This window comes from Herbaspirillum sp. ST 5-3, assembly GCF_004804275.1.
Lineage (GTDB): Bacteria > Pseudomonadota > Gammaproteobacteria > Burkholderiales > Burkholderiaceae_D > Noviherbaspirillum.
This window is the reverse complement of sequence record NZ_STGI01000006.1, coordinates 203,164-223,248: the sequence shown is the minus strand read 5'-3', so window position 1 is coordinate 223,248 and position 20,085 is coordinate 203,164. Positions and strand designations below refer to the sequence as shown.

General features: G+C 62.1%; 12 protein-coding genes. 4 read left to right on the top strand and 8 right to left on the bottom strand.

The features are described 5' to 3' along the window. Nucleotides 1-13: 13 nt before the first annotated feature. Together E6W33_RS14175 and E6W33_RS14170 are read right to left on the bottom strand one after the other, a co-directional pair. Nucleotides 14-2,521, bottom strand: coding sequence for an EAL domain-containing protein (locus E6W33_RS14175; RefSeq protein WP_168798646.1), 2,508 nt, complete (start codon nucleotides 2,519-2,521; stop codon nucleotides 14-16). Further along, nucleotides 2,518-3,075 carry a hypothetical protein gene (locus E6W33_RS14170; protein ID WP_136417957.1) on the bottom strand — a complete coding sequence of 186 codons (558 nt, stop codon included), beginning with the start codon at nucleotides 3,073-3,075 and terminating at the stop codon, nucleotides 2,518-2,520. The genes E6W33_RS14175 and E6W33_RS14170 overlap by 4 nt, the downstream gene beginning before the upstream one ends. A gap of 131 nt (nucleotides 3,076-3,206) precedes the next feature. On the opposite strand from E6W33_RS14170, the gene E6W33_RS14165 reads away from it, so the two are divergent. After that, the gene (locus tag E6W33_RS14165) at nucleotides 3,207-5,420 is read left to right on the top strand and encodes an EAL domain-containing protein (RefSeq protein WP_247869644.1); all 2,214 of its coding nucleotides are present in this window, start codon (nucleotides 3,207-3,209) and stop codon (nucleotides 5,418-5,420) included. Nucleotides 5,421-5,587: 167 nt separating this feature from the next. On the opposite strand, the gene E6W33_RS14160 is transcribed toward E6W33_RS14165, so the two are convergent. From E6W33_RS14160 to E6W33_RS14150, 3 genes are all read right to left on the bottom strand, one after another. Then, entirely contained in the window at nucleotides 5,588-5,980 is a 393-nt protein-coding gene (locus E6W33_RS14160) for a DUF4148 domain-containing protein (protein ID WP_136417955.1), read from the bottom strand. A 233-nt stretch (nucleotides 5,981-6,213) separates the two neighbouring features. Further along, nucleotides 6,214-6,618, bottom strand: a complete 405-nt coding sequence (locus tag E6W33_RS14155) for a response regulator (RefSeq protein WP_136417954.1) — start codon at nucleotides 6,616-6,618, stop codon at nucleotides 6,214-6,216. Nucleotides 6,619-6,771: 153 nt separating this feature from the next. Next, the gene (locus E6W33_RS14150) at nucleotides 6,772-9,624 is read right to left on the bottom strand and encodes a bifunctional diguanylate cyclase/phosphodiesterase (protein WP_136417953.1); all 2,853 of its coding nucleotides are present in this window, start codon (nucleotides 9,622-9,624) and stop codon (nucleotides 6,772-6,774) included. Between the two features lie 278 nt (nucleotides 9,625-9,902). On the opposite strand from E6W33_RS14150, the gene E6W33_RS14145 reads away from it, so the two are divergent. Beyond that, the gene (locus E6W33_RS14145; RefSeq protein ID WP_136417952.1) at nucleotides 9,903-10,358 is read left to right on the top strand and encodes a universal stress protein; all 456 of its coding nucleotides are present in this window, start codon (nucleotides 9,903-9,905) and stop codon (nucleotides 10,356-10,358) included. A 58-nt stretch (nucleotides 10,359-10,416) separates the two neighbouring features. Here E6W33_RS14145 and E6W33_RS14140 read toward each other — a convergent pair whose 3' ends face one another. From E6W33_RS14140 to E6W33_RS14130, 3 genes are all read right to left on the bottom strand, one after another. Then, nucleotides 10,417-11,871: an alpha/beta hydrolase gene (locus E6W33_RS14140; protein ID WP_136417951.1), complete on the bottom strand. Its 1,455-nt coding sequence runs from the start codon at nucleotides 11,869-11,871 to the stop codon at nucleotides 10,417-10,419. 346 nt (nucleotides 11,872-12,217) lie between these two features. Beyond that, complete coding sequence (locus tag E6W33_RS14135; RefSeq protein WP_136417950.1) at nucleotides 12,218-12,679, bottom strand: DUF1854 domain-containing protein; 462 nt, start codon at nucleotides 12,677-12,679, stop codon at nucleotides 12,218-12,220. Then, entirely contained in the window at nucleotides 12,676-14,955 is a 2,280-nt protein-coding gene (locus E6W33_RS14130; protein WP_136417949.1) for an ABC transporter ATP-binding protein, read from the bottom strand. Before E6W33_RS14130 ends, E6W33_RS14135 begins: the two co-directional genes overlap by 4 nt. A gap of 261 nt (nucleotides 14,956-15,216) precedes the next feature. Between E6W33_RS14130 and cphA (E6W33_RS14125) the strand changes: the two genes are divergently transcribed. Together cphA (E6W33_RS14125) and cphA (E6W33_RS14120) are read left to right on the top strand one after the other, a co-directional pair. After that, nucleotides 15,217-17,388, top strand: a complete 2,172-nt coding sequence (gene cphA, locus E6W33_RS14125; protein ID WP_136417948.1) for a cyanophycin synthetase — start codon at nucleotides 15,217-15,219, stop codon at nucleotides 17,386-17,388. Between the two features lie 123 nt (nucleotides 17,389-17,511). Next, complete coding sequence (gene cphA, locus E6W33_RS14120) at nucleotides 17,512-20,079, top strand: cyanophycin synthetase (RefSeq protein ID WP_136417947.1); 2,568 nt, start codon at nucleotides 17,512-17,514, stop codon at nucleotides 20,077-20,079. Nucleotides 20,080-20,085: the final 6 nt, after the last annotated feature.

Sequence of the window (20,085 nt, the reverse complement as noted above, 5' to 3'; positions counted from 1 at the left end):
TGCGGATGCGTGATTAGAGAATTGTCAGTTGCAGGTGCGCAGTCATCAGCGTGACGAACTCGCCCGCCGGCACCGGCTTGCTGAACAGGTAACCCTGCATCTCGTCGCAGGCATGTTCGCGCAGGAAGTTTTCCTGTTCCTGCGTTTCCACGCCTTCCGCTACCACCGTCAGCTGGAGCGTCTTGCCCATGGCGATGATGGCTTCGGTCAGCGCCTTGTCTTCCGCATTGGTGGCGATGTCGCGAATGAAGGAGCGATCGACCTTGAGCGTGTCGATGGGGAAGTTCTTCAACTGGCCGAGCGAGGAATAGCCGGTGCCGAAATCATCGATCGCCAGGCGCACGCCCATCTCCTTGATCTCGCGCAGCAGGCGCAGCGCATGCTCAGGATTCTGAATGACCATGCCTTCGGTGATTTCGAGTTCGAGCAGGTTCGGCGCCATGCCGGTTTCCTGCAGAATCGCAGCGATGTCCTGCACCAGGCGCTCGTCGGTGAACTGGCGGGCGGAGAGGTTGACCGCCATGTGGATCGGCGGCAGGCCCATGCGCTGCCACGCGACGTTCTGTTCGCAGGCGGTCCGCAGCACCCACTTGCCGATCGGGATGATCAGGCCGGTGTCTTCCGCGATCGGGATGAAACGTGCCGGGGAGACGGGGCCGAGCTCCGCATTGTCCCAGCGCAGCAGCGCCTCGACGCCGGTGATGCGGCCCTTCTCGAGTTCGCGCTTGGCCTGGTAGTGCAGGGTGAACTCCTCGCGTTCCAGCGCCTGCCGCAGATTGGTCTCCAGCGCCAGGCGTTCCAATGACTGGGCGCGGATGTCCTTCGAATAGAACTGGTAGTTGTTCTTGCCTTCATCCTTGGCGTAGTACATCGCAATGTCGGCATTCTTCATCAGCGACTGTTCGTCGCCGCCATCCTGCGGATACATGGCAACGCCAATGCTGGCCGTGATGTGGCAGTCGCGCCCGCCCAGCGTGATCGGTTTGAGTGTCGCCGACAGGAGCTTGCGCGCGACCGTCGCCGCCTGGGTCTCTTGCTGCAAGTCCTGGATCAGCACCACGAACTCGTCGCCGCCAAGACGCGCGACCACGTCGCTGGCACGCAGCGCCTTCTTGAAACGCTTGCTGATTTCCTTGAGCAGCTGGTCGCCGGCTTCATGGCCGAGCGAGTCGTTGATGAACTTGAAGCGGTCGAGGTCGATGAACAGCACCGCGCAATTGCGCTGGTAGCGCTGCGCCGAGGCGATCGCATTGGCGACCAGATGGCTGAACATCACGCGATTGGGAAGGCCGGTCAGGCTGTCGTGCGTGGCGAGGTGCTGGATGCGTTCTTCCGCGATCTTCTGCTCGGTGATCTCGCGCGATACGCCGCGATAGCCGGCGAACGTGCCGCTGGCGTCGAACACCGGTTCCGCGCTGACGCTGATGTAATACGGCCGGCCGTCGGCGAGCAGGCGGTGCATGATAATGTCGCGGAAGGACTGGTGCGCGGCCAGCAGGTCGCGATGGGTCTGCCATCCGCCGAAGCCCTCGATCTCCAGTTCGGTTTCCCATGGACGTTTGCCGAGGAAGGAATTCTGGATCGAACCAGCACCGGCTCGCCGGCTTTCCATGCGGGTGTAGCGAAACTCGCTATCCTGTTCCCAGTACCAGTCGGAGGACAGGTTGGTCAGCGCACGGAAGCGCGCTTCGCTCTCGCGCAATGCCTGCTCCATGTTCCTGCGTTCGGTTACATCGCGCAGGATGCCGCGAAATCCGACCGCCTTGCCGTCGAGATCGCGCACCAGTTGGACCGAGCCTTCGCCGGTGATGGTCCTGCGGTCCTTGCGGATCATCTGCCAGTCGAAGCTGTGTGCCGGCACGCCAGTGCGATAGACCTGGTTGAAGGTTGCAAAGACGCTGGCTGCTGCCTCCGGCTGCTGAAAGCGGCGGTTGTTCTGGCCGATGAGTTCCTCGGCGCTATAGCCGAGCATGCGGCAGAAGGCGCTGTTGCACAGCACGATATCGCCATGCAGGTCGACTTCGTAGTAGGCGTCTTCGATGGTGTCGAGGATGCCGCGGTATTTCGCCTCGCTTTCCCGCAGCGCCTGTTCGGTCCTGCGGCGCTGGGTCACGTCGCGCAGCATGCCGCGAAATCCGGCCGCTTCTCCCTGCAGGTCTCGCACCAGATGCACCGAGCCTTCGCCCACCACGGTGCTGCCATCCTTGCGGATCATTGCCCAGTCAAAACTGTGTGCAGGCGTACCGGTGCGAAATACCTCGTTGAAGGTGGTATACACGCTGGCGGCAACCTCGGGCGTCTGGAAGCTGCGGTTGTTGAGACCGATCAGTTCCTCCGCCGAATAGCCGAGCATGCGGCAAAAGGCGCTGTTGCAGCGGACCACATTGCCCTTCAGGTCGACTTCATAGTAGGCATCCTCGATCGATTCGAGAATGTCGCGATATTTTTCCTCGCTCGCGCGCAGCGCTTCAATCGCGCTGTCACGCTCATTGCGCTCGTTGTCTCCTGCGCGGCTGTTCACGCTATCTCCTTCGCTGGCGGTTTCCGGCATTTCCCGGCATTTCCGGAAACCGCCGGTCTATCCTGCTTCTTGTAGAAACCCGTGGCGATCACCACATCCTCCGCCTTCTCCAGACAGGCGGATTTCTGCCGGATTTCCTTGGATACCGGATTCACCCACTTGTAATCCATCCATCCGCGGCTGATGCTCCCGGCTTTCGCCAGAATCTCCTTTAAGTGAACGGCTTGTTGTCGGTATCCTTTAATTCGCTGACATCCTTGCCGTTCAGTTTGGCGTTGACGCCATGGGCGACGACATATCCCTTCATGTCGTCGACGCTGACTGGTGCCACCTGCGCGAAAGTGCCGGCGGCCTGGCATGGCAGAAACAGATACTACGCCGATTTGAAAAAACTTGCTGTGAGGCAATAAATTGATCTGAAACAGGCTTTGCTTGACGCGATTGCCCGATTTACTTCCTGCATTGTCATTTCGCCATTTTTCAAGGCGATTAGAACGGTAATTCTGTTGCTGCCATTCAATCGCACCGATACCATGGTCGCAATGTGTATCCAATAGGCAATCCAGCATGTTCTACCAAGCCAACGCTTGCTTTCCTGTGCGCAGAAGGCAACGCGCCGTTCGCACCGCATATCCACCGACGGATGGTTGAATCGATGGAATGGCCGTCCGAACTGAACAAGCGAATGAAGAAAATGCCGCGGCAACGCGTCGGGCTGGCCGTCGGTCTTGCGGCCGCAGCCGGGACATTGATCGCGGCCTCGCTGCCGCATTGGCTGGTCGCCGCGCTTGCCGCAGGACTGTGCGCGCTGATCTATTTCGTGGTTGCCAGACCGCTGCCGGAAACCGACCATGCCTTGCGTGAGTCCGAACGCAAGTTCCGCAACTTCGTCGAGCAATCGCTGGTCGGCCTGTATGTGGTGCAGGACGGCAAAATCGCCTACGCCAACAGCAAGTCCGCGGAATTCCTCGGTTATGACTCGCCGGAACAAATGGTCGGCACGCCGGTCGCCGCGCTTACCCATCCGGACGACCTGCCCATCCTGCAGGAAAACCACCGGCGCCGTCTCTCCGGCGAAGTGACCAGTTTGCGCTACACCTACCGCGCGGTGCGCCGCGACGGCAGCATCGGCTGGGCCGACGTGCACGGCAGCGTGTGCGAATACGAAGGCCGCCCGGCCATCATGGGCGTTGCGCTCGATGTCAGCCAGCAGGTCGCCTTTGAACAGCAGTCACGCCTCGCCAACCGCGTGTTCGATTCGGCCAGCGAAGGCATCGTCATCACCGACGCCGAATGCCGCATCGAGGCGGTCAACCCGGCCTTCACCCGCATCACCGGCTACAGTGCGCCCGAGGCGACCGGCAAGTTTTCGCGCATGATGACCGGGCACGGCGCCGAGGTGAACCACGACATGCTGTCGCATCTTGCGCGCGACGGGCATTGGCAGGGCGAAATGCTCGACCGTCGAAAGAGCGGCGACTGGTATCCGGCCTGGCTGTCGATCTCGACCGTGCGCGACGTGGAAAAGAAGATCACCAACTACGTCGGCGTGTTCACGGACAATACCAGTCGCAAGGAAGTCGAAACGCGCCTGCAATTCCTCGCCAGCCACGACAGCCTGACCGGCATGCTCAACAGGACGGGAATGATGGCGAAGTTCGCGCAGCAGATCGAAGGCGCGCGCATCGCCGACCGCCAGATTTCACTGCTGTTCATCGATCTCGACCGCTTCAAGACAGTCAACGATACGCTGGGCCACCTGGCGGGCGATCAGCTGCTGGTCGCGGCCGCCGACCGCTTGCGCCGCCAGCTCAAGGAAGGCGACATCGCGGCGCGCCTGGGCGGCGATGAATTCACGGTGCTGATGGATGACCCGCCGTCCTCCACGGCAGCCGGCGAACTGGCGGAACGCGTGATCGCCGGCATGGCGCAGCCATTCACGATCGACGGCCAGGAAATGTTCGTCACCGCCAGCATCGGCATCGCCTGTTTCCCGGCGGATGGCCATGACGCGGCTACCCTGCTGAAGAATGCCGACGTCGCGATGTACCGCGCCAAGCAGCGCGGCCGCAACACCTACCAGTTCTTTACCAGCGACATGAACACGCGCGCCTTCGAGCAGCTGCTGCTCGAAAACAGCCTGCGACATGCGCTGGACCGCGGCGAATTCGTATTGCACTACCAGCCGCAGTTCGACGCGGCCAACGGGCGGATCGCCGGCGTCGAAGCCCTGATCCGCTGGCGCCATCCGGAACTGGGGCTGGTGCTGCCCGGCACCTTCATCTCGCTGGCCGAGCAAAACGGCCTGATCGTGCCGATCGGCGCCTGGGTCTTGCAGGAAGCCTGCCGCCAGGCCAAGGCGTGGCTGGACGCCGGCTGGCGCATTGGTCACATCGCGGTCAATCTGTCAGCCAAGCAGTTCTCTTCCGGCGACCTGCTCGACACCATCCGCAGCGCGCTCGAACGCAGCGGACTGCCGCCGGCCATGCTGGAGCTGGAGATCACCGAAAGCACCATCATGAACAATCCGCCCGAAGCGGTGCTGCTGCTCGACCATATTCGCGACATGGGCGTGGCCATCTCCATCGATGATTTCGGCACCGGCTACTCGTCGCTGGCCAGCCTCAAGCAATACCCGCTCGACAGCCTGAAAATCGATCGCGGTTTCGTGAAGGGCATCCCGCATGATGCCGACGACGTCGCGATTACCGAAGCGATCATTGCGATCGCGCACAAGATGCGGCTGAAGGTGGTGGCGGAGGGCGTGGAAAACACCGAGCAGGCCGATTTTCTGCGGGCCGCTGGTTGCGACATGGAGCAGGGCTTCCTGCTCGGAAGGCCGATGGCCGCCGCTGACCTGGCTCGCCAGTTCGCCGACAGCAGCCTGAGTCTTTCCTGAATTTGCACCGAATCTGCGCGAGCAATAAAAAAGCCCGCGAACTTTGGGGTTCGCGGGCGTAAATCCAACTCTTGGAGGGAGTGGAGGAGACGCTTTACAGGGAAGACGGCGCCATTACCGGCGGCTTCCGCATGCCGGCGAACCGTCTCGCCTGCATCTTCATTCGATCAGCTTCCGGAACGGTTGCCCCGGGCATTGCGCGCGGCCTGGATCGCTTCATTGCGCACTTCTTCGCGGCTGCGGGTGGACGCCACATGCGTGAACTCGACGTATTCCTGGTTGCCGGCGGCTACCTGGCCGGACGCATACGCTTGTTCCAATTCGGCGCGTACTTCGGCGCGGGTCTTGCCGGGCACTGCCGCGGTCTTGAATTCGACGTATTCGGTGTTCTTGGCCTGCAATTCTGCCGGGGTCGCAGCTCGCATTTCGGCGATCACTTCGGCGCGGGTCTTGGTCGACGCGTGATTGGAGAAATCGACGTAGGGATAGGTTTGGTCGGCAAGAGCCGATCCGGCGGCGGTCAAAACGGCGACAGCGGCAATCAGGTTTTTCGCATTCATTTTCATTCTCCACAGATTAATTGATGACTCCGGGCTCGGCGGTTCAGGCGTATGTGCAGCCGTCGGGTCCTGCCGTCGTGAGTCGCACTGCGTTGTGTTGTGTGCTCATCGATGACTGCAGTGTAGCGATATCGGACTGTTTGAAAAACAGCAAAGGATGCAATGATTTATTTCCGATTCAGAAATAATCAGAAAGGAAGGAGGCTTGACGAAACTTGTGCGGTGGTAAGCGTTTACTCCGACGCTTGCTCAGCGCCGGCGCGGTGCTGGTGAGCGACCTTGATGACGGTCTTGCGGATCGTGTTGAGTACGGTGGCCGATTTGAAGGGCTTGACGATGAAGCCGTGCACGCCGCGCTCCAGCGCGATCTGCACGGCCGCGGGATCGAAATTCCCCGACACCATGAACACCAGTGCCTTGGGCAGGCCGGCGCGCAGCGTATCCAGCCGTTCCAGTCCTTCCGCGTCGACGGCACCGATGTCCACGCAGATCATTTGCGGTTTCAGCTTGATCATCGCTGCCAGTCCTGCCGAAGTGGAACTCGCATCGCCCACCACGTCGAAGCCGCCGTCGACCAGCACGGAAGTCAGCAGATTGCGCGAGATGGCATTGGCGTCGATAACGACCACTTTGAGCATGTGGGGCGGTCCTCAGGCTTGTTGCGGGCCGGGTGCGCGGGCGCATTCCGGCGTCTCCATGTTTGTATTTTTGTCATGTGCACGGGAGTTTGTCATCGACTTCTCCGTGTCTACGGAGCAATAGTGTCACGCTTCCGCCTTGGCCGCAATCCGTCACACCGTCGTTTCGCCCCAGGCAGAGGTGAACGCCTCGCTCGTCACCGGGCGGCCGAACAGATAGCCCTGCGCATGATCGCAGCCGGCATTGCGCAGGAAATCCACCTGCGCCTTGTTCTCGACACCTTCGGCCACGGCGTCCAGGCCCAGCGTCTTGGCCATCGCGATCATGGCCCGCACGATCGCCTCGTTGTTGCCATCCTCGGTCACATCGGTGATGAAGGAACGGTCGATTTTCAGCTTGCGCACCGGCAGGCGCTTCAGATAGCTGAGCGATGAATAACCCGTGCCGAAATCATCGACCGACAATTGAATGCCGAGTTCATCGAGCTCTTCGATCACTTCAAATGCCTCCTCGGTCTGCATCAGCACCGATTCGGTGATCTCCAGCTCCAGCATGGACGCCGGCAGGTCGTATTCGCGCAGGATGCTCGCGACCAGCCTGGCGAAACCCTTGCGTTCCAACTGTCTGACCGAAAGATTGACCGCGATCTTCGGCAAGTCGAATCCGGCGCTTCTCCAGTCGCGCATCTGGCGGCATGCGGCGCGCAGCACCCACTCGCCCAGATGCGTGATCAGGCCGCTGTCTTCCGCCAGTGGAATGAACTTGCCCGGCTCCAGCAAACCGAGTTGCGGATGATTCCAGCGCACCAGCGCCTCGGCGCCCACCACCTGATGCGTTTGCAGGTCGATTTGCGCCTGGTAGAACAGCATGAATTCATCGTTGATGATGGCCTTGCGCAAGGCCGATTCCAGTTCCAGCCGCTCCAGCGCGTAGGCCGTCATTTCCTGTTCGTAGAAATGGAACTGGTTCTTGCCGTATCCCTTGGCGCGATACATGGCCGCGTCGGCGTTCCTGATCAGCGTATTGGTATCGCCGCCGTCGGTCGGATAGAGGCAGATGCCGATGCTCGCCGTCACGTACAGTTCATGGCCTTCCAGAGAGAATGGTTGCTGGAAGATCGCCGCCAGCTTCTCCGCCACCAGGGCCGCGCCGCGCGGGCCGTCCACCTCATTGACGAGCACGATGAATTCATCGCCGCCCAGTCGGCCGATGGTATCCGCCTTGCGCAACTGCGACTGCAATTGCTGCGCCACTTCGCGCAACAGGCGGTCGCCCACGTGGTGGCCGAGCGAATCGTTGACGTTCTTGAAGTTGTCGAGGTCGATGAAATAGACTGCGAAGATCGTTTTTTCGCGAGTGGCGCGCTGGATGTTCTGCGCCAGGCGGTCATTGAACAGCAGGCGGTTCGGCAATTGGGTCAGCGGATCGTGGTAGGCGAGGAAGCTCACCTTTTCCTGCGAGCGCTTGATTTCCGTGATGTCGGAGAACACGCCCACGTAGTGCGACACATCGCCGCGGTCGTTGCGCACGGTACTGATCGACAGCCATTCGGGGTAGATCTCGCCGCTCTTTCTGCGGTTCCAGATTTCGCCTTTCCACTGGCCCGACTGATCGAGCGCGGACCACATCTCGTCGTAGAACCCCTTGTCCTGGCGGCCCGAGTGCAGCATGCGCGGCGTCTTGCCGAGCACCTCCTCCTCGAGATAGCCGGTGACTTCGGTGAATGCCTTGTTGACGGCCAGGACCTGTGTGTCGCGGTCGGTGATGATGACGCCTTCCTGCGTGTTCTCGAAAACCTTGGTCGCCAGCCGCATCCGTTCTTCGGCCTTCTTCCGTTCGCTGATGTCGGCAAACACCCAGACGCTGCCGCCTTTGAAGCGTTCGGAGGTCAGCGCATGACCGGTCAGCGCGCCCCAGAAAATGCTGCCGTCCTTGCGCACCAGCTGCGTTTCGCGATGGAACGACAGGCCCTTGCGCAGCGCGGCATAGGCGTCGCGCGCCAGCGCGCGGTAGGCATTGCGGTCGGCATAGAGGCGATCGCTGCGCTTGCCGAGAAATTCGCCGGGCGCAAAGCCGAACAATTCCTCCATGCGGCGGTTGCAGGTCAGCACCGTGCCTTGCTTGAGGAAGGCAACGCCTTCCGAAATCGTGTTCAGGATCGCGTCCTTCTCGATCAGCAGGCGCTTGCTTTCCTCTTCGGCGCGGCGGCGCTCGATGATTTTTTCGCTCAGGACGCGGTTCGCCTCCAGCAGCGCGGCGGTGCGATCGCGCACGCGGGCGTCAAGCAGTTCATTGCTCTTTTCAAGCTTGTTGCGTTGCGCCTGAATGATCCGGTGCGCGCGCGCCACGACGAAGTGCAGCGCGGCATACAGCAGGGCCAGCAGGCCGACCACCGAGGCGACGACCATCACCAGGGCCTTGTGCATCTGCTGCACGAAGGGCGTTACATCGGAATACAGTTCGAAGACCGCGACGATGCGCTTCCTGTCATCCAGGACCGGCATGTAGCTCGATGCCAGATCGCGATTCTTGATGACGCCTTCGAAGGCATCGAAGCTGTCGCGATACGTCAGCTCACTGATGATGCGGCCGGCGGCGGCTGTCGCAAAACCCAGGTTGTTCCGATTCATCTCGCCGATCTGTTCGTCGTCAGTCGAAAAGATCGTCAATCCATCCAGGTTGTAGATCTTGATCTTGGCCACATTGGTGCCGCTCATGAGCGACATGACGCGTTGGCGCAGCAGCGGAATATCGATCGCCGTTTTCAGATCGCCGGCCGGCATGGAATGCGAGCGGCGGATCAGTTCGGCAACGTCGGGCCACAGCGAATTCTTGAAGGTGGTCGCCATCGCGACGTTCTTTTGTTCGCTGAGGGAGAGCAGTTCGGCGACGGCGAAATGATGGCTGATTGCGCCAAGCGCAATGGCGATGACGACGATAAAGCCGAAGCTGATGACGGAGTAGTACCGGCGAAGGTTGAAACTTCTCGCGTTGCTGGCATCCATCGCATGTGGTCTGGCCCGTCGAAGCAGCCAGGGACGGAAATGAAAAAATCATTATATCGATCCGGTTATTTCTTTTTCGCAACCCACAGTGTCGACGTCGAAAAATCTTGACCTGGAATCAGAAACCGGCGTCCCGCGATACCACGGCGGCCGATTTCACCTCGCCTCGAAAGCCGTACGCGTTGTATCAACGTCCTGACAAAAACGAATTGCCGGACAAGCGCGCTGCAGTATCATGCTATTTACACCGGTTCCCCATCGAGCAACAGGAGGCAAGCATGTACCGCAAAATACTGGTCGCCTACAACGGCACCCCGGAAAGCCGTCTCGCGCTGCAGGAATGCATACTTCTTGCGCCCGGACCCACCGCGCAAGTGCATTTGCTCGCCGTGGTGGCGCCTTCGCCCATCGTGCTGGCGGGGGAATTCGTGGCAGCGGTTCCCACGCTGGATGAGGAGCAGGCCGAGAGGGATGCGATGGAACAAGTGCTGCAGGCCGGGCGCAAGCTGTTGACCGACGCGGGGCTCAACGTCGCGACGCATCTGGAAGTCGGCGAACCGGTGAATGTCATCGCCGACCTCGTGAACAAGCACGGCATCGAGCTTGTGATCGTCGGACATTCTCGTCAGAAAACCTTCGCCATGCGCTGGTGGCGCGGATCGATGGACGCCGTGTTGGTGGACAAGATCCGGTGCAGCGTGCTGGTGGCGGCGGATCCCAAGACTTCATCCTGAACCCGCCGCTTTGTGTTTGATGAGCGCGGCACGCTCTACGCATGCCGCGCCAGCGTGATCACGGACAGGGCGTCAACTGCGGCGCGATGGCAGTGCGCGTGTTGATCGTCGTCGGATTGTCATCCGACCCGCCCGTGTTTTTCGTGAAGGTGCAGCCGTAGGTTGGACTGGCAACGGTTGCCGCCGTCAATACATCGTCCCCTGCCGGTTTCACGCCGGATTCCGCCCACGCCACCATCGCGCTGAAGGCGTCCACCTGTTCCTGCACCGTGAAGTCGCAATGGCTCGGCGCGCGAATCGCACGTTGCACCAGCCATCCGCCGTTGCCCGCCGCATCGGCCCGGCGGCGATAGATTTGCTCCATGCTGAACGGCACATACATGTCACCCAGCGTATGCAGGGACACCACCGGAATATGGAACTGGCCATTGACCTTGGGAATCCAGCGCAGGCCGTCGCTGCGCAGGCGGTTGGCGTCGGCGGTTCCGGTGAGCTTGGGAATCGAGGCATTCAGCGCGGTTTCTTCCGCCGAGACCGCCGGATCGCTGTCGAGCTGGTAGGTGAAGCGGTTGGTGTCGAGCGTCGACTTGGTGAGAATGCCGTTCACCGTGCCGTCGCTGCCGAAGGTGCCCCAGACCACGCTCTGCAAGGCGGTATTGCCGAAGCCTTGTGCGAATACCGGACGTTCGCCGCCGGTCAGGTTCTTGACGATCGCGGCCAGCTTGGCGCCTTGCGCGGTCGGCACCGTGCTGAAGGTGGTGAACAACGCGCTGCGCACGCTGGCGGCGATGTCGGCGAATTGCGCCGTCGGGTAGTTCGGCTGGCCGGCCAGTGTCTGCGCGGCCAGCTGGTAGCCGGCGAAATAGTCGAACAGCTCGGTATCGCCCATCACGCCGCACATCGGCACCGCGCCGTCGTAGCGCATCTTGTTTTTCGCGGTGTTGAAGGTTTCATCCTCGATCGCCGCGCCCGTGATATGGCCGCCCATCGAATGGCCGATGATGTAGGTCTTGCTCGGCGTGCTCAGGGTGCGGCCCTTGGAGGCGGCGATGCTGGCGAAATTGAGCGCCAGCGCATTGGTGTCTTCCACCCCGGCGCGTACATCGTAGTAATTCTTGCTGTAACTGGAGGCCGCCCAGGCATAACCGTTTTCGATCAGGTAGCGGCGGATCGAGGGCGTGGTGATGGCCAATTGCGGCACCGTGCCGACATAGCCGTGTGCATACATGACCAGCCTGCCGTTCCAGTTGCGCGGGACTTCGATGCGATAGCCCGCGCCGTTCAGCACGCCGGTCCAGCGGTCGGTTTGCACCGTGGTGCCGGCCAGGGCCTTGAAGCTGGCGGCACCGCTGGTGTCGGCTTCATAGTCCGGTGCGGTGACGAAATTCGGTGCGGTGAAACTGCGGGTATCCTGCGCGCGGGCTTCTTCGGCATCGTTGCCGCCACCGCATCCGGCCAGCCAGAAGGCACTTCCCAATGCCAGCGCGACGGCTCGTAGAGTCGTGTTGTTCACTTATTGTCTCCTCGTTGTTGAGTTGTATGGGCCTCGCCGACTTCGTGCGTCGGAAACCGCGCCACCGGCCCGTGGCGGAGCAGCAAGTCTTTCTTCCGGCGCTTTCGTTGTTCTGCAGTGCAGAAGATCGTTTTGTTTTTATTTAGTGTATCGATTGGCAACTTGCATGTAAACCAACTGTTGCACGCAGTACAGTTAAGGGCTGGAAGAAATGCGCGGCTATTGCGCAAACGCAAAACGGATTGTTGAAAAAACAATGGATTCGGAGGGTGTTATTCTGCATTGCAGAATAACCATGTGAAAAGAAGGGGATGCATCCGCCGTCGGCGGATGCAATCAGAAGGCGTTACAGGAAGCGGTCGAGCAATTTGCGGCTGGCCTTGTCGAGCGCCTGCACGTCGCGGATCAGGAATTGCACGCCATGGCTGTCTGCGATCAGCAGGGTCTCATGGGCGACGCGGCGGATGTCCTCTTCGCCCTTCAGCACGAAAGTGGCGAGGCCGCGGTCGGTATCGACTTCCCAGGTGCTGGGCACGGCGAAGGTCGAGACATGCCGGATCTGCCGGATTTCGGGCAGGAATTCGCGGTTCTTCAATTCCTCTTCCAGCAGCGTGCGCGCCTCTGCCGGCAGCTCGTCCAGGCTGTCGATCCAGGCGAGTTCATGCCCGTCCACATCGACCAGCGCGATGCCGGATTCTGGCGCGGCAATCGGGAAGGCGCGCACCGGCACCACGCCTTCGAACACGCCTTCTTCCGATGCAAGGACCAGCTTGCCGAAGGCATTGCGGCTCAATTCAAACTTGTTCATGCGATGTCATCCTGAAGGTCGGCGAGCGCTTCATTCTCCGCCTGGCGCTGCTGCGCCTGGTAGAGGCGGTAATACGCGCCTTCGCGTGCCAACAATTCCTCGTGCTTGCCGACTTCGACGATCTGGCCCTTGTCCAGCACCACCAGTCGGTCGGCCTGGCGCAGCGTGGACAGGCGGTGTGCAATGGCAATCGTGGTGCGGCCGCGCACCAGGTTGTCGAGCGCTTTCTGGATTTCCTTTTCGGTCGAGGTGTCGACCGAGGAGGTGGCTTCGTCGAGGATCAGCAATTGCGGATCGATCAAGAGCGCGCGTGCGATCGAGATGCGCTGGCGCTCGCCGCCGGACAGGGTCTGGCCGCGCTCGCCCACCATGGAGTCGTAGCCATGCGGCAGGCGCAGGATGAATTCATGCGCGTTGGCCGCGCGCGCGGCGGCAATGATTTCCGCGCGCGTGGCGCCCGGCTTGCCGTAGGCGATGTTGTCGGCGATGGTGCCGAAGAACAGGAAAGGTTCCTGCAGCACCAGGCCGATATGGCGGCGGTACTCCGCGATCGGCAGCGAACGGATATCGACGCCGTCCACCAGGATGGCGCCGTCCGACACATCGTAGAAGCGGCAGATCAGGTTGACCAGCGTGCTCTTGCCGGAACCGCTGTGCCCCACCAGGCCGATCATCTCGCCCGGCTTGATGGACAGATCGACACCGCGCAATACCGCGCGGTTGCCATAGCGGAAACCGATGTTGCGGATGTCGATACGCCCTTCGATGCGCGACAGGTGCACCGGGTTTTGCGATTCCGGCACGCTCGATACATGGTCGAGGATGTCGAAAATGCGCTTGGCGCCCGCCGCCGCCTTCTGGGTCACGGACACGATGCGGCTCATCGAATCCAGCCGCGTGTAGAAGCGGCCGATATAGGCGAGGAAGGCAGTCAGTACACCGACCGTGATGTCGCCCTTCGACACCTGCCAGATGCCAACCGCCCACACGATCAGCAGGCCGATCTCGGTGAGGAAGGTCACCGTCGGCGAGAACAGCGACCACACCTTGTTGACGCGGTCATTGATCAGCAGGTTGTGCCTGTTGGCTTCACGAAAACGCGCCGCCTCGCGCTTTTCCTGCGCGAACGCCTTGACCACGCGGATGCCCGGAATGGTATCGGCCAGCACGTTGGTCACTTCGCCCCACACCCGGTCGATCTTCTCGAAGCCGTGCCGCAGCTTGTCGCGCACCACGTGGATCATCCAGGCGATGAAAGGCAGCGGCAGCAAGGTCACCAGCGCCAGCCAGGGATTGATCGAGACCAGGATCACCGCGGTCATGCCGATCATCAGCACGTCGGTCGCGAAATCCAGCAGATGCAGCGAGAGGAACACGCAGATGCGGTCGGATTCCGAACCGATGCGCGCCATCAGGTCGCCGGTGCGCCGGCCGCCGAAATATTCCAGCGAAAGGCGCAGCAGATGCTCGTAGGTGGCGGTGCGCAGGTCCGCGCCGATGCGCTCCGATACCAGCGCAAGGATATAGGTGCGCGCCCAGCCGAGGCCCCACGCGAACAACGCGGCGCCGGCCATGCCGGCCAGGTAGCTTGCGACCAGCATGACATCGATCTGCTGGCCGTTCTGGTAAGGAATCAGCACCTTGTCCATCAGCGGCATGGACAGGTAGGGGGCGACCAGCGTTGCAGCGGTCGATGCGAGTGTCAGCAGGAAGCCGGCCAGCAACTGGCCCCGGTACGGTCTGGCGAAGCGCCACAGGCGGAACAGCGTCCAGGTCGACGGCGGCGTGTGAATTTCGCGCGTGCAGATCGGGCATTCTTCCTGGTCCGCCGGCAAGGGCGCCTTGCAACTCGGGCAAATGGCCTGTTCCGGTTCCTGCACCGGCGTTCCGGTCAGCGCCGCATCGCGTTGCTGCTCGAAATGGTCGATCACGCGCAGGGCATCGGGATTGTGGCCGAGGGTGTAGCGCCAGCACGCCAGGCGCCGGATCTCATCGTGCAGTTCGAGCGTGCCGACGCCAGCATGGTCATGATGCGCCAATGCAAGATGTTGTCGATAAGACCATGTTTTCCATTCGACATCGCCCGCTGTCTTCGCCAGCAGGCGCTGATCGGTCACGACCACGATGCCCGGCGCGAAATGCAGGCTGTCATCGAGATCGAGCTCGACGCTGGCCACTGCCGTTTCGCCGGCGCGCAGACATGTTTGCAGCGCGCTTTGCCAGTGTGCGGGCACGGCATGCCTGGCTGGCAAAGCGATGGGGGATTCTGTGTTCATTGATGCTCTGAAAAGGCAAACAAACGACGCATTGTTTGCAAAATATAAATGAATTCGGGTGCGCCTTCACTGGAATGCGCATCAGGGTGGCGCTAAGTATACCGAGAGGCGATAATGTTGTTCGCGGGTATTTACATCACTCTGCGATAATTTTTGCTGCGTCCAGTAAACTAGCGCGGATGAGAAGCGTTAAACCAAGCACAGGCCAATAAGAGACCGCCATTACCCACAAAGGCCTTTACCCTTCAGCCTCAGTATTAAATGAACAACAAAACCATTGAGATCATCAATGTGATGTCTCTGCGCGGACCGAATATCTGGACTTATCGTCCGGTCATCGAGGCGTGGGTCGACATCGGTGATCTGGAAGACTCGCCCTCCAATACCATACCCGGTTTCTATGAGCGCCTGACCGCATGGTTGCCAGGCCTGATCGAACACCGCTGCGGCGTTGGCGAGCGTGGCGGCTTCCTGCAGCGCCTGCGCGAAGGCACCTGGCCAGCGCACATCATGGAACACGTGATGATCGAATTGCAAAACCTGGCCGGCGTGCAGACCGGTTTCGGCAAGGCGCGTTCGACCTCGAAACGCGGCGTGTACAAGGTGACCGTACGCGCGCGCTATGAACAGGTCAGCCGTGTCGCGCTGACCGCGGCGCGCGACATCGTGATGGCGGCCATCGAGGATCGCGCATTTGACGTTGCCGCCACCGTCGAAAACCTGCGTGACCTCGCTGAAGCGGTGGCGCTCGGACCGAGCACCGCCAACATCGTCGATGCCGCCACCGATCGCTCCATTCCGCACATTCGCCTGAACGACGGCAATCTCGTGCAGTTCGGCTACGGCGCGCGTTCGCGCCGCATCTGGACCGCTGAAACCGACCAGACCAGCGCCATTGCCGAAGGCATCTCCAGCGAAAAGGATCTGACCAAGAGCCTGCTGAGCTCTTGCGGCGTACCGGTGCCGGAAGGCCGCATCGTCAACGGTCTGGAGGATGCCTGGGATGCCGCGCAGGAGATCGGCCTTCCGGCGGTGGTCAAGCCGTCCGACGCCAACCATGGCCGCGGCGTCTCGACCGACCTGAAGACGCGCGAAGAAATCGAAGCCGCCTACCGCCTGGCCGACGAAGAAGGCAGCGACGTGATTGTCGAACGCTTCGTGCGCGGCAACGAGCACCGCCTGCTGATCGTCGGCGGCAAGCTGGTCGCCGCCGCCAAGGGCGAGAGCGCGTACGTGACGGGCGACGGCGTGTCCAACGTCACCGACCTGATCAACTCGCAGCTCAATACCGATCCGCGACGGGGAGAGCATGAGGAATTTCCGCTCAACCTGATCACTTACGAAGAAGACCCGACCGTACTGCTGGTGCTGGAGCGCCAGGGCCTCGGTCCGGACTCGGTGCCGCCCGCAGGGCAGCAAGTGCTGATCCAGCGCCATGGCAATGTTGCCTTCGACTGCACCGATGACGTGCATCCGAGCATCGCTGCGGCAGCCTCGCTGGCCGCGCGCATTGTCGGACTGGATATCGCTGGCGTCGATCTGGTGACGGAAGACATTTCCCGTCCGCTGGAAGAGCAGGGGGGGGCCATCGTCGAAGTCAACGCCGGCCCGGGCCTGCTCATGCATCTGAAGCCGGCCAGCGGTCAGCCGCGCCCGGTCGGACGCGCCATTGTCGACCACTTGTTCCCGCAACACGACAATGGCCGCATTCCCATCGTCGGCGTCAGCGGCAGCCATGGCAAGACTGCAGTGGCGCGACTGGTGGCGCGCATGCTCAAGCTGCGTGGCACGCATGTCGGCCTGGCCTGCAGCGATGGCCTGCTCGTGGGCGAGCGCCAGATGAGCAAGAGCGATTGCGCCAACTGGCAAGCCGCGCACCGCGTCCTGATGAATCGCGCGGTCGAGGCAGCGGTGTTTGAAAACGGTTTCCGCGCAATCCTGACCGAGGGCATCGCCTATGACCGCTGCCAGGTCGGTGTGGTGACCAATATCGATCCGAACGCCAGCCTGCCCGATCTGTACATCGAGGACGCGGACCAGATGGCCAACGTCGCACGCACGCAGGTTGACATCGTGTTGCCGGACGGCGTCGCGGTACTGAACGCCGCCGACGCACGCGTGGCCGACATGGCGCGCCTGTGCGATGGCAGCGTGATCTTTTTCAGCGTATCGCCGGATGCGGCGCCGCTCGCGCAGCATCGCGCGGACGGCGGACGCGCGGTATTCATGCGCGACGGCCAGGTGACACTGGCCAGCGGTGCGCAGGAAACGCCGCTCATCGCCCTCGAACGCTTGCCGATCGCGGACCTCGACAAACGCGCCGGCCTGATTGAAAACATCCTCGCCGCCACGGGTGCCGGCTGGGCGCTCGACATCGGCACCGATGTGTTGCGCGCCGTGATTGAAACCTTCGATTACGACAGCGCGGCATAGGCTGCACGTGTCGACCCATATCGGCACGCTTGAAAGAATACGGTCCGTCATTGACCACGGGCCCATGTAGAAAGCGTGGCTGCGACAACATCTCGACAGCCACGCGCACAAGGAAACATATAGATGGAAATCTCGCGTATCCGCGCCTTGCGCGGCCCTAATCTGTGGAGTCGGCACACGTCGATCGAAGCTATCGTCTCGTGCACCGAGGCCGAGCGCAATATCGCCTCACTGCCGAACTTCGAGCCGCGGCTGCGCCTGCGTTTCCCTCAAATCAAGTTCCTCGAACCGGCCAAGGACGGCTGTCCCGTCTCGATGGCGCATGCGCTGGAAGCCGCCGCGCTCAACCTGCAGGCGCAGGCTGGCTGTCCGGTGACCTTTTCCCGCGCGGTGGAAACCGTCCAGCCCGGCACCTATCAGGTCGTGGTCGAATACACCGAAGAGCCGGTCGGACGTCTGGCTTTCGAGCTGGCGGAACAACTGTGCCGCAGCGCGCGCGAGGACACGCCCTTCGACCTGGAAGGCGCGCTGTCGCGCCTGCGCGAACTGGATGAAGACATTCGCCTCGGGCCCAGCACCGGCGCCATCGTGCATGCGGCCGTTGCGCGCGGCATTCCGTATCGCCGCCTGACCGAGGGCAGCATGGTGCAGTTCGGCTGGGGCAGCCGCCAGCGCCGTATCCAGGCCGCGGAAACCAGCCGCACCAGCGCGATTGCGGAGTCGATCGCGCAGGACAAGGAACTGACCAAGATGCTACTGAACGCCGCCGGCGTGCCGGTGCCGAACGGGCGCGCGGTGGCGGACGCGGAAGATGCCTGGCTTGCCGCCCAGGAAATCGGCGGCCCGGTTGTGGTCAAGCCGCGTGACGGCAACCAGGGCAAGGGCGTCGCGGTCAACGTCAGGACGCGCGACGAAGTGCTGGCCGCGTTCAATGCCGCCTACGCGATCAGCCCCGACGTGCTCGTCGAACGCTACATTTCGGGCCACGACTTCCGCATGCTGGTGGTCGGCAACCAGCTCGTCGCCGCGGCACGGCGCGCACCGCCGCAAGTCGTCGGCGACGGCGTGCACAACATCGGCGAGCTGATCGAAGAAGTGAACAAGGATCCGCGCCGCAGCGAAGGTCATGCGACATCGCTCACCAAGATCCGCCTCGACAATATCGCGCGCGCCACGCTGGCCAAGCAAGGCTACACGGTCGAGAGCGTCCCGCCCAAGGGCGAGCCGGTAATCCTGCGCAACAACGCCAACCTCAGCACTGGCGGTTCCGCCACCGATGTCACCGAGGACGTGCATCCGGACGTGGCTGCATGCGCCGTCGAAGCCGCGCAAATGGTCGGCCTCGACATCTGCGGCGTGGACGTGGTGTGCGAAAGCGTGCTCAAGCCGCTGGAAGAACAGGGCGGCGGCATCGTCGAAGTGAATGCCGCGCCGGGCCTGCGCATGCACCTGCAACCCTCGTTCGGCAAGGGCCGCCCTGTCGGCGAAGCGATCATTGCCTCCATGTTCGAGGAAGGCGATGACGGCCGCATTCCGGTGGTCGCGGTGGCAGGAACCAACGGCAAGACCACCACCGTCAAGCTGATCGCGCACATCCTGACCGCAAACAAATATCGGGTCGGCATGACCGGCACCGACGGCGTCTACATCGGCAGCCAGCGCATCGATACCGGCGACTGCAGCGGCCCGCGCAGCGCGCGCAATGTGCTGCTGCATCCGGACGTGGACGCCGCCGTCTTCGAAACCGCGCGCGGCGGCGTGCTGCGCGAAGGACTGGGCTTCGACCGCTGCAATGTCGCGGTTGTCACCAACATCGGCGAAGGCGACCACCTCGGCCTGAACTTCATCACCACCGTGGAAGACCTGGCGGTGGTCAAGCGGGTGATCGTGCAAAACGTCGCGCCCAACGGTACGGCGGTGCTCAATGCCGCCGATCCGATGGTGGCCAACATGGCGGCCGTCTGCCCGGGCAGCGTCACCTTCTTCGCCAAGGATGTGCACCATCCCGTGATGACCTCGCATCGCGCGCAGGGCCGTCGCGTGGTGTATGTCGACGGCGACGCGATCGTCGCGGTCGAAGGCAAGAACACGCATCGCATCGCATTGGCCGACATTCCGCTCACGCGCAACGGCGCCATCGGCTTCCAGGTCGAAAACGCCATGGCGGCGATCGGCGCGGTGTGGGGCCTGGGCATCGATTGGGAGACGGTGCGGGCGGGGCTGAAGACCTTCATCAACGACGCGCAGAGCGCGCCGGGCCGCTTCAACCTGTTCTCCTGCAAGGGTGCGACCGTGATTGCCGACTACGGCCACAATCCGGATGCGATGCATGCGCTGGTGAAGGCGGTGGAAAGCATGCCGGCCAAACGCCGCAGCGTGGTCATCAGCGGCGCAGGCGACCGGCGGGATGAGGATATTCGCCGCCAGACCGAGATTCTCGGTGATGCCTTCGACAGCGTGATCCTGTACGAGGATCAATGCCAGCGCGGGCGGCAGGACGGCGAAGTGATCCGCCTGTTGCGGCAGGGGCTCGCCAACGCCCGGCGCACCACGTCCGTCAAGGAGATCAAGGGCGAGTTTGCGGCGATCGATGCGGCGCTTGCGGATTTGTCGGAGGGAGATCTTTGCCTGATCCTGATCGATCAGGTGGAAGAGGCCTTGGCGTATATCGGGGAACGGGCTGCGCGCTGAGCCGCT

Excerpts from the sequence above, each read along its gene's own strand:
- E6W33_RS14165 (WP_247869644.1), top strand. The coding sequence starts at position 3,207 with ATGAAGAAAATGCCGCGGCAACGCGTCGGGCTGGCCGTCGGTCTTGCG.
- E6W33_RS14160 (WP_136417955.1), bottom strand. The coding sequence starts at position 5,980 with ATGAATGCGAAAAACCTGATTGCCGCTGTCGCCGTTTTGACCGCCGCC.
- E6W33_RS14155 (WP_136417954.1), bottom strand. The coding sequence starts at position 6,618 with ATGCTCAAAGTGGTCGTTATCGACGCCAATGCCATCTCGCGCAATCTG.
- E6W33_RS14150 (WP_136417953.1), bottom strand. The coding sequence starts at position 9,624 with ATGGATGCCAGCAACGCGAGAAGTTTCAACCTTCGCCGGTACTACTCC.
- E6W33_RS14145 (WP_136417952.1), top strand. The coding sequence starts at position 9,903 with ATGTACCGCAAAATACTGGTCGCCTACAACGGCACCCCGGAAAGCCGT.
- E6W33_RS14135 (WP_136417950.1), bottom strand. The coding sequence starts at position 12,679 with ATGAACAAGTTTGAATTGAGCCGCAATGCCTTCGGCAAGCTGGTCCTT.
- E6W33_RS14130 (WP_136417949.1), bottom strand. The coding sequence starts at position 14,955 with ATGAACACAGAATCCCCCATCGCTTTGCCAGCCAGGCATGCCGTGCCC.
- cphA (WP_136417948.1), top strand. The coding sequence starts at position 15,217 with ATGAACAACAAAACCATTGAGATCATCAATGTGATGTCTCTGCGCGGA.
- cphA (WP_136417947.1), top strand. The coding sequence starts at position 17,512 with ATGGAAATCTCGCGTATCCGCGCCTTGCGCGGCCCTAATCTGTGGAGT.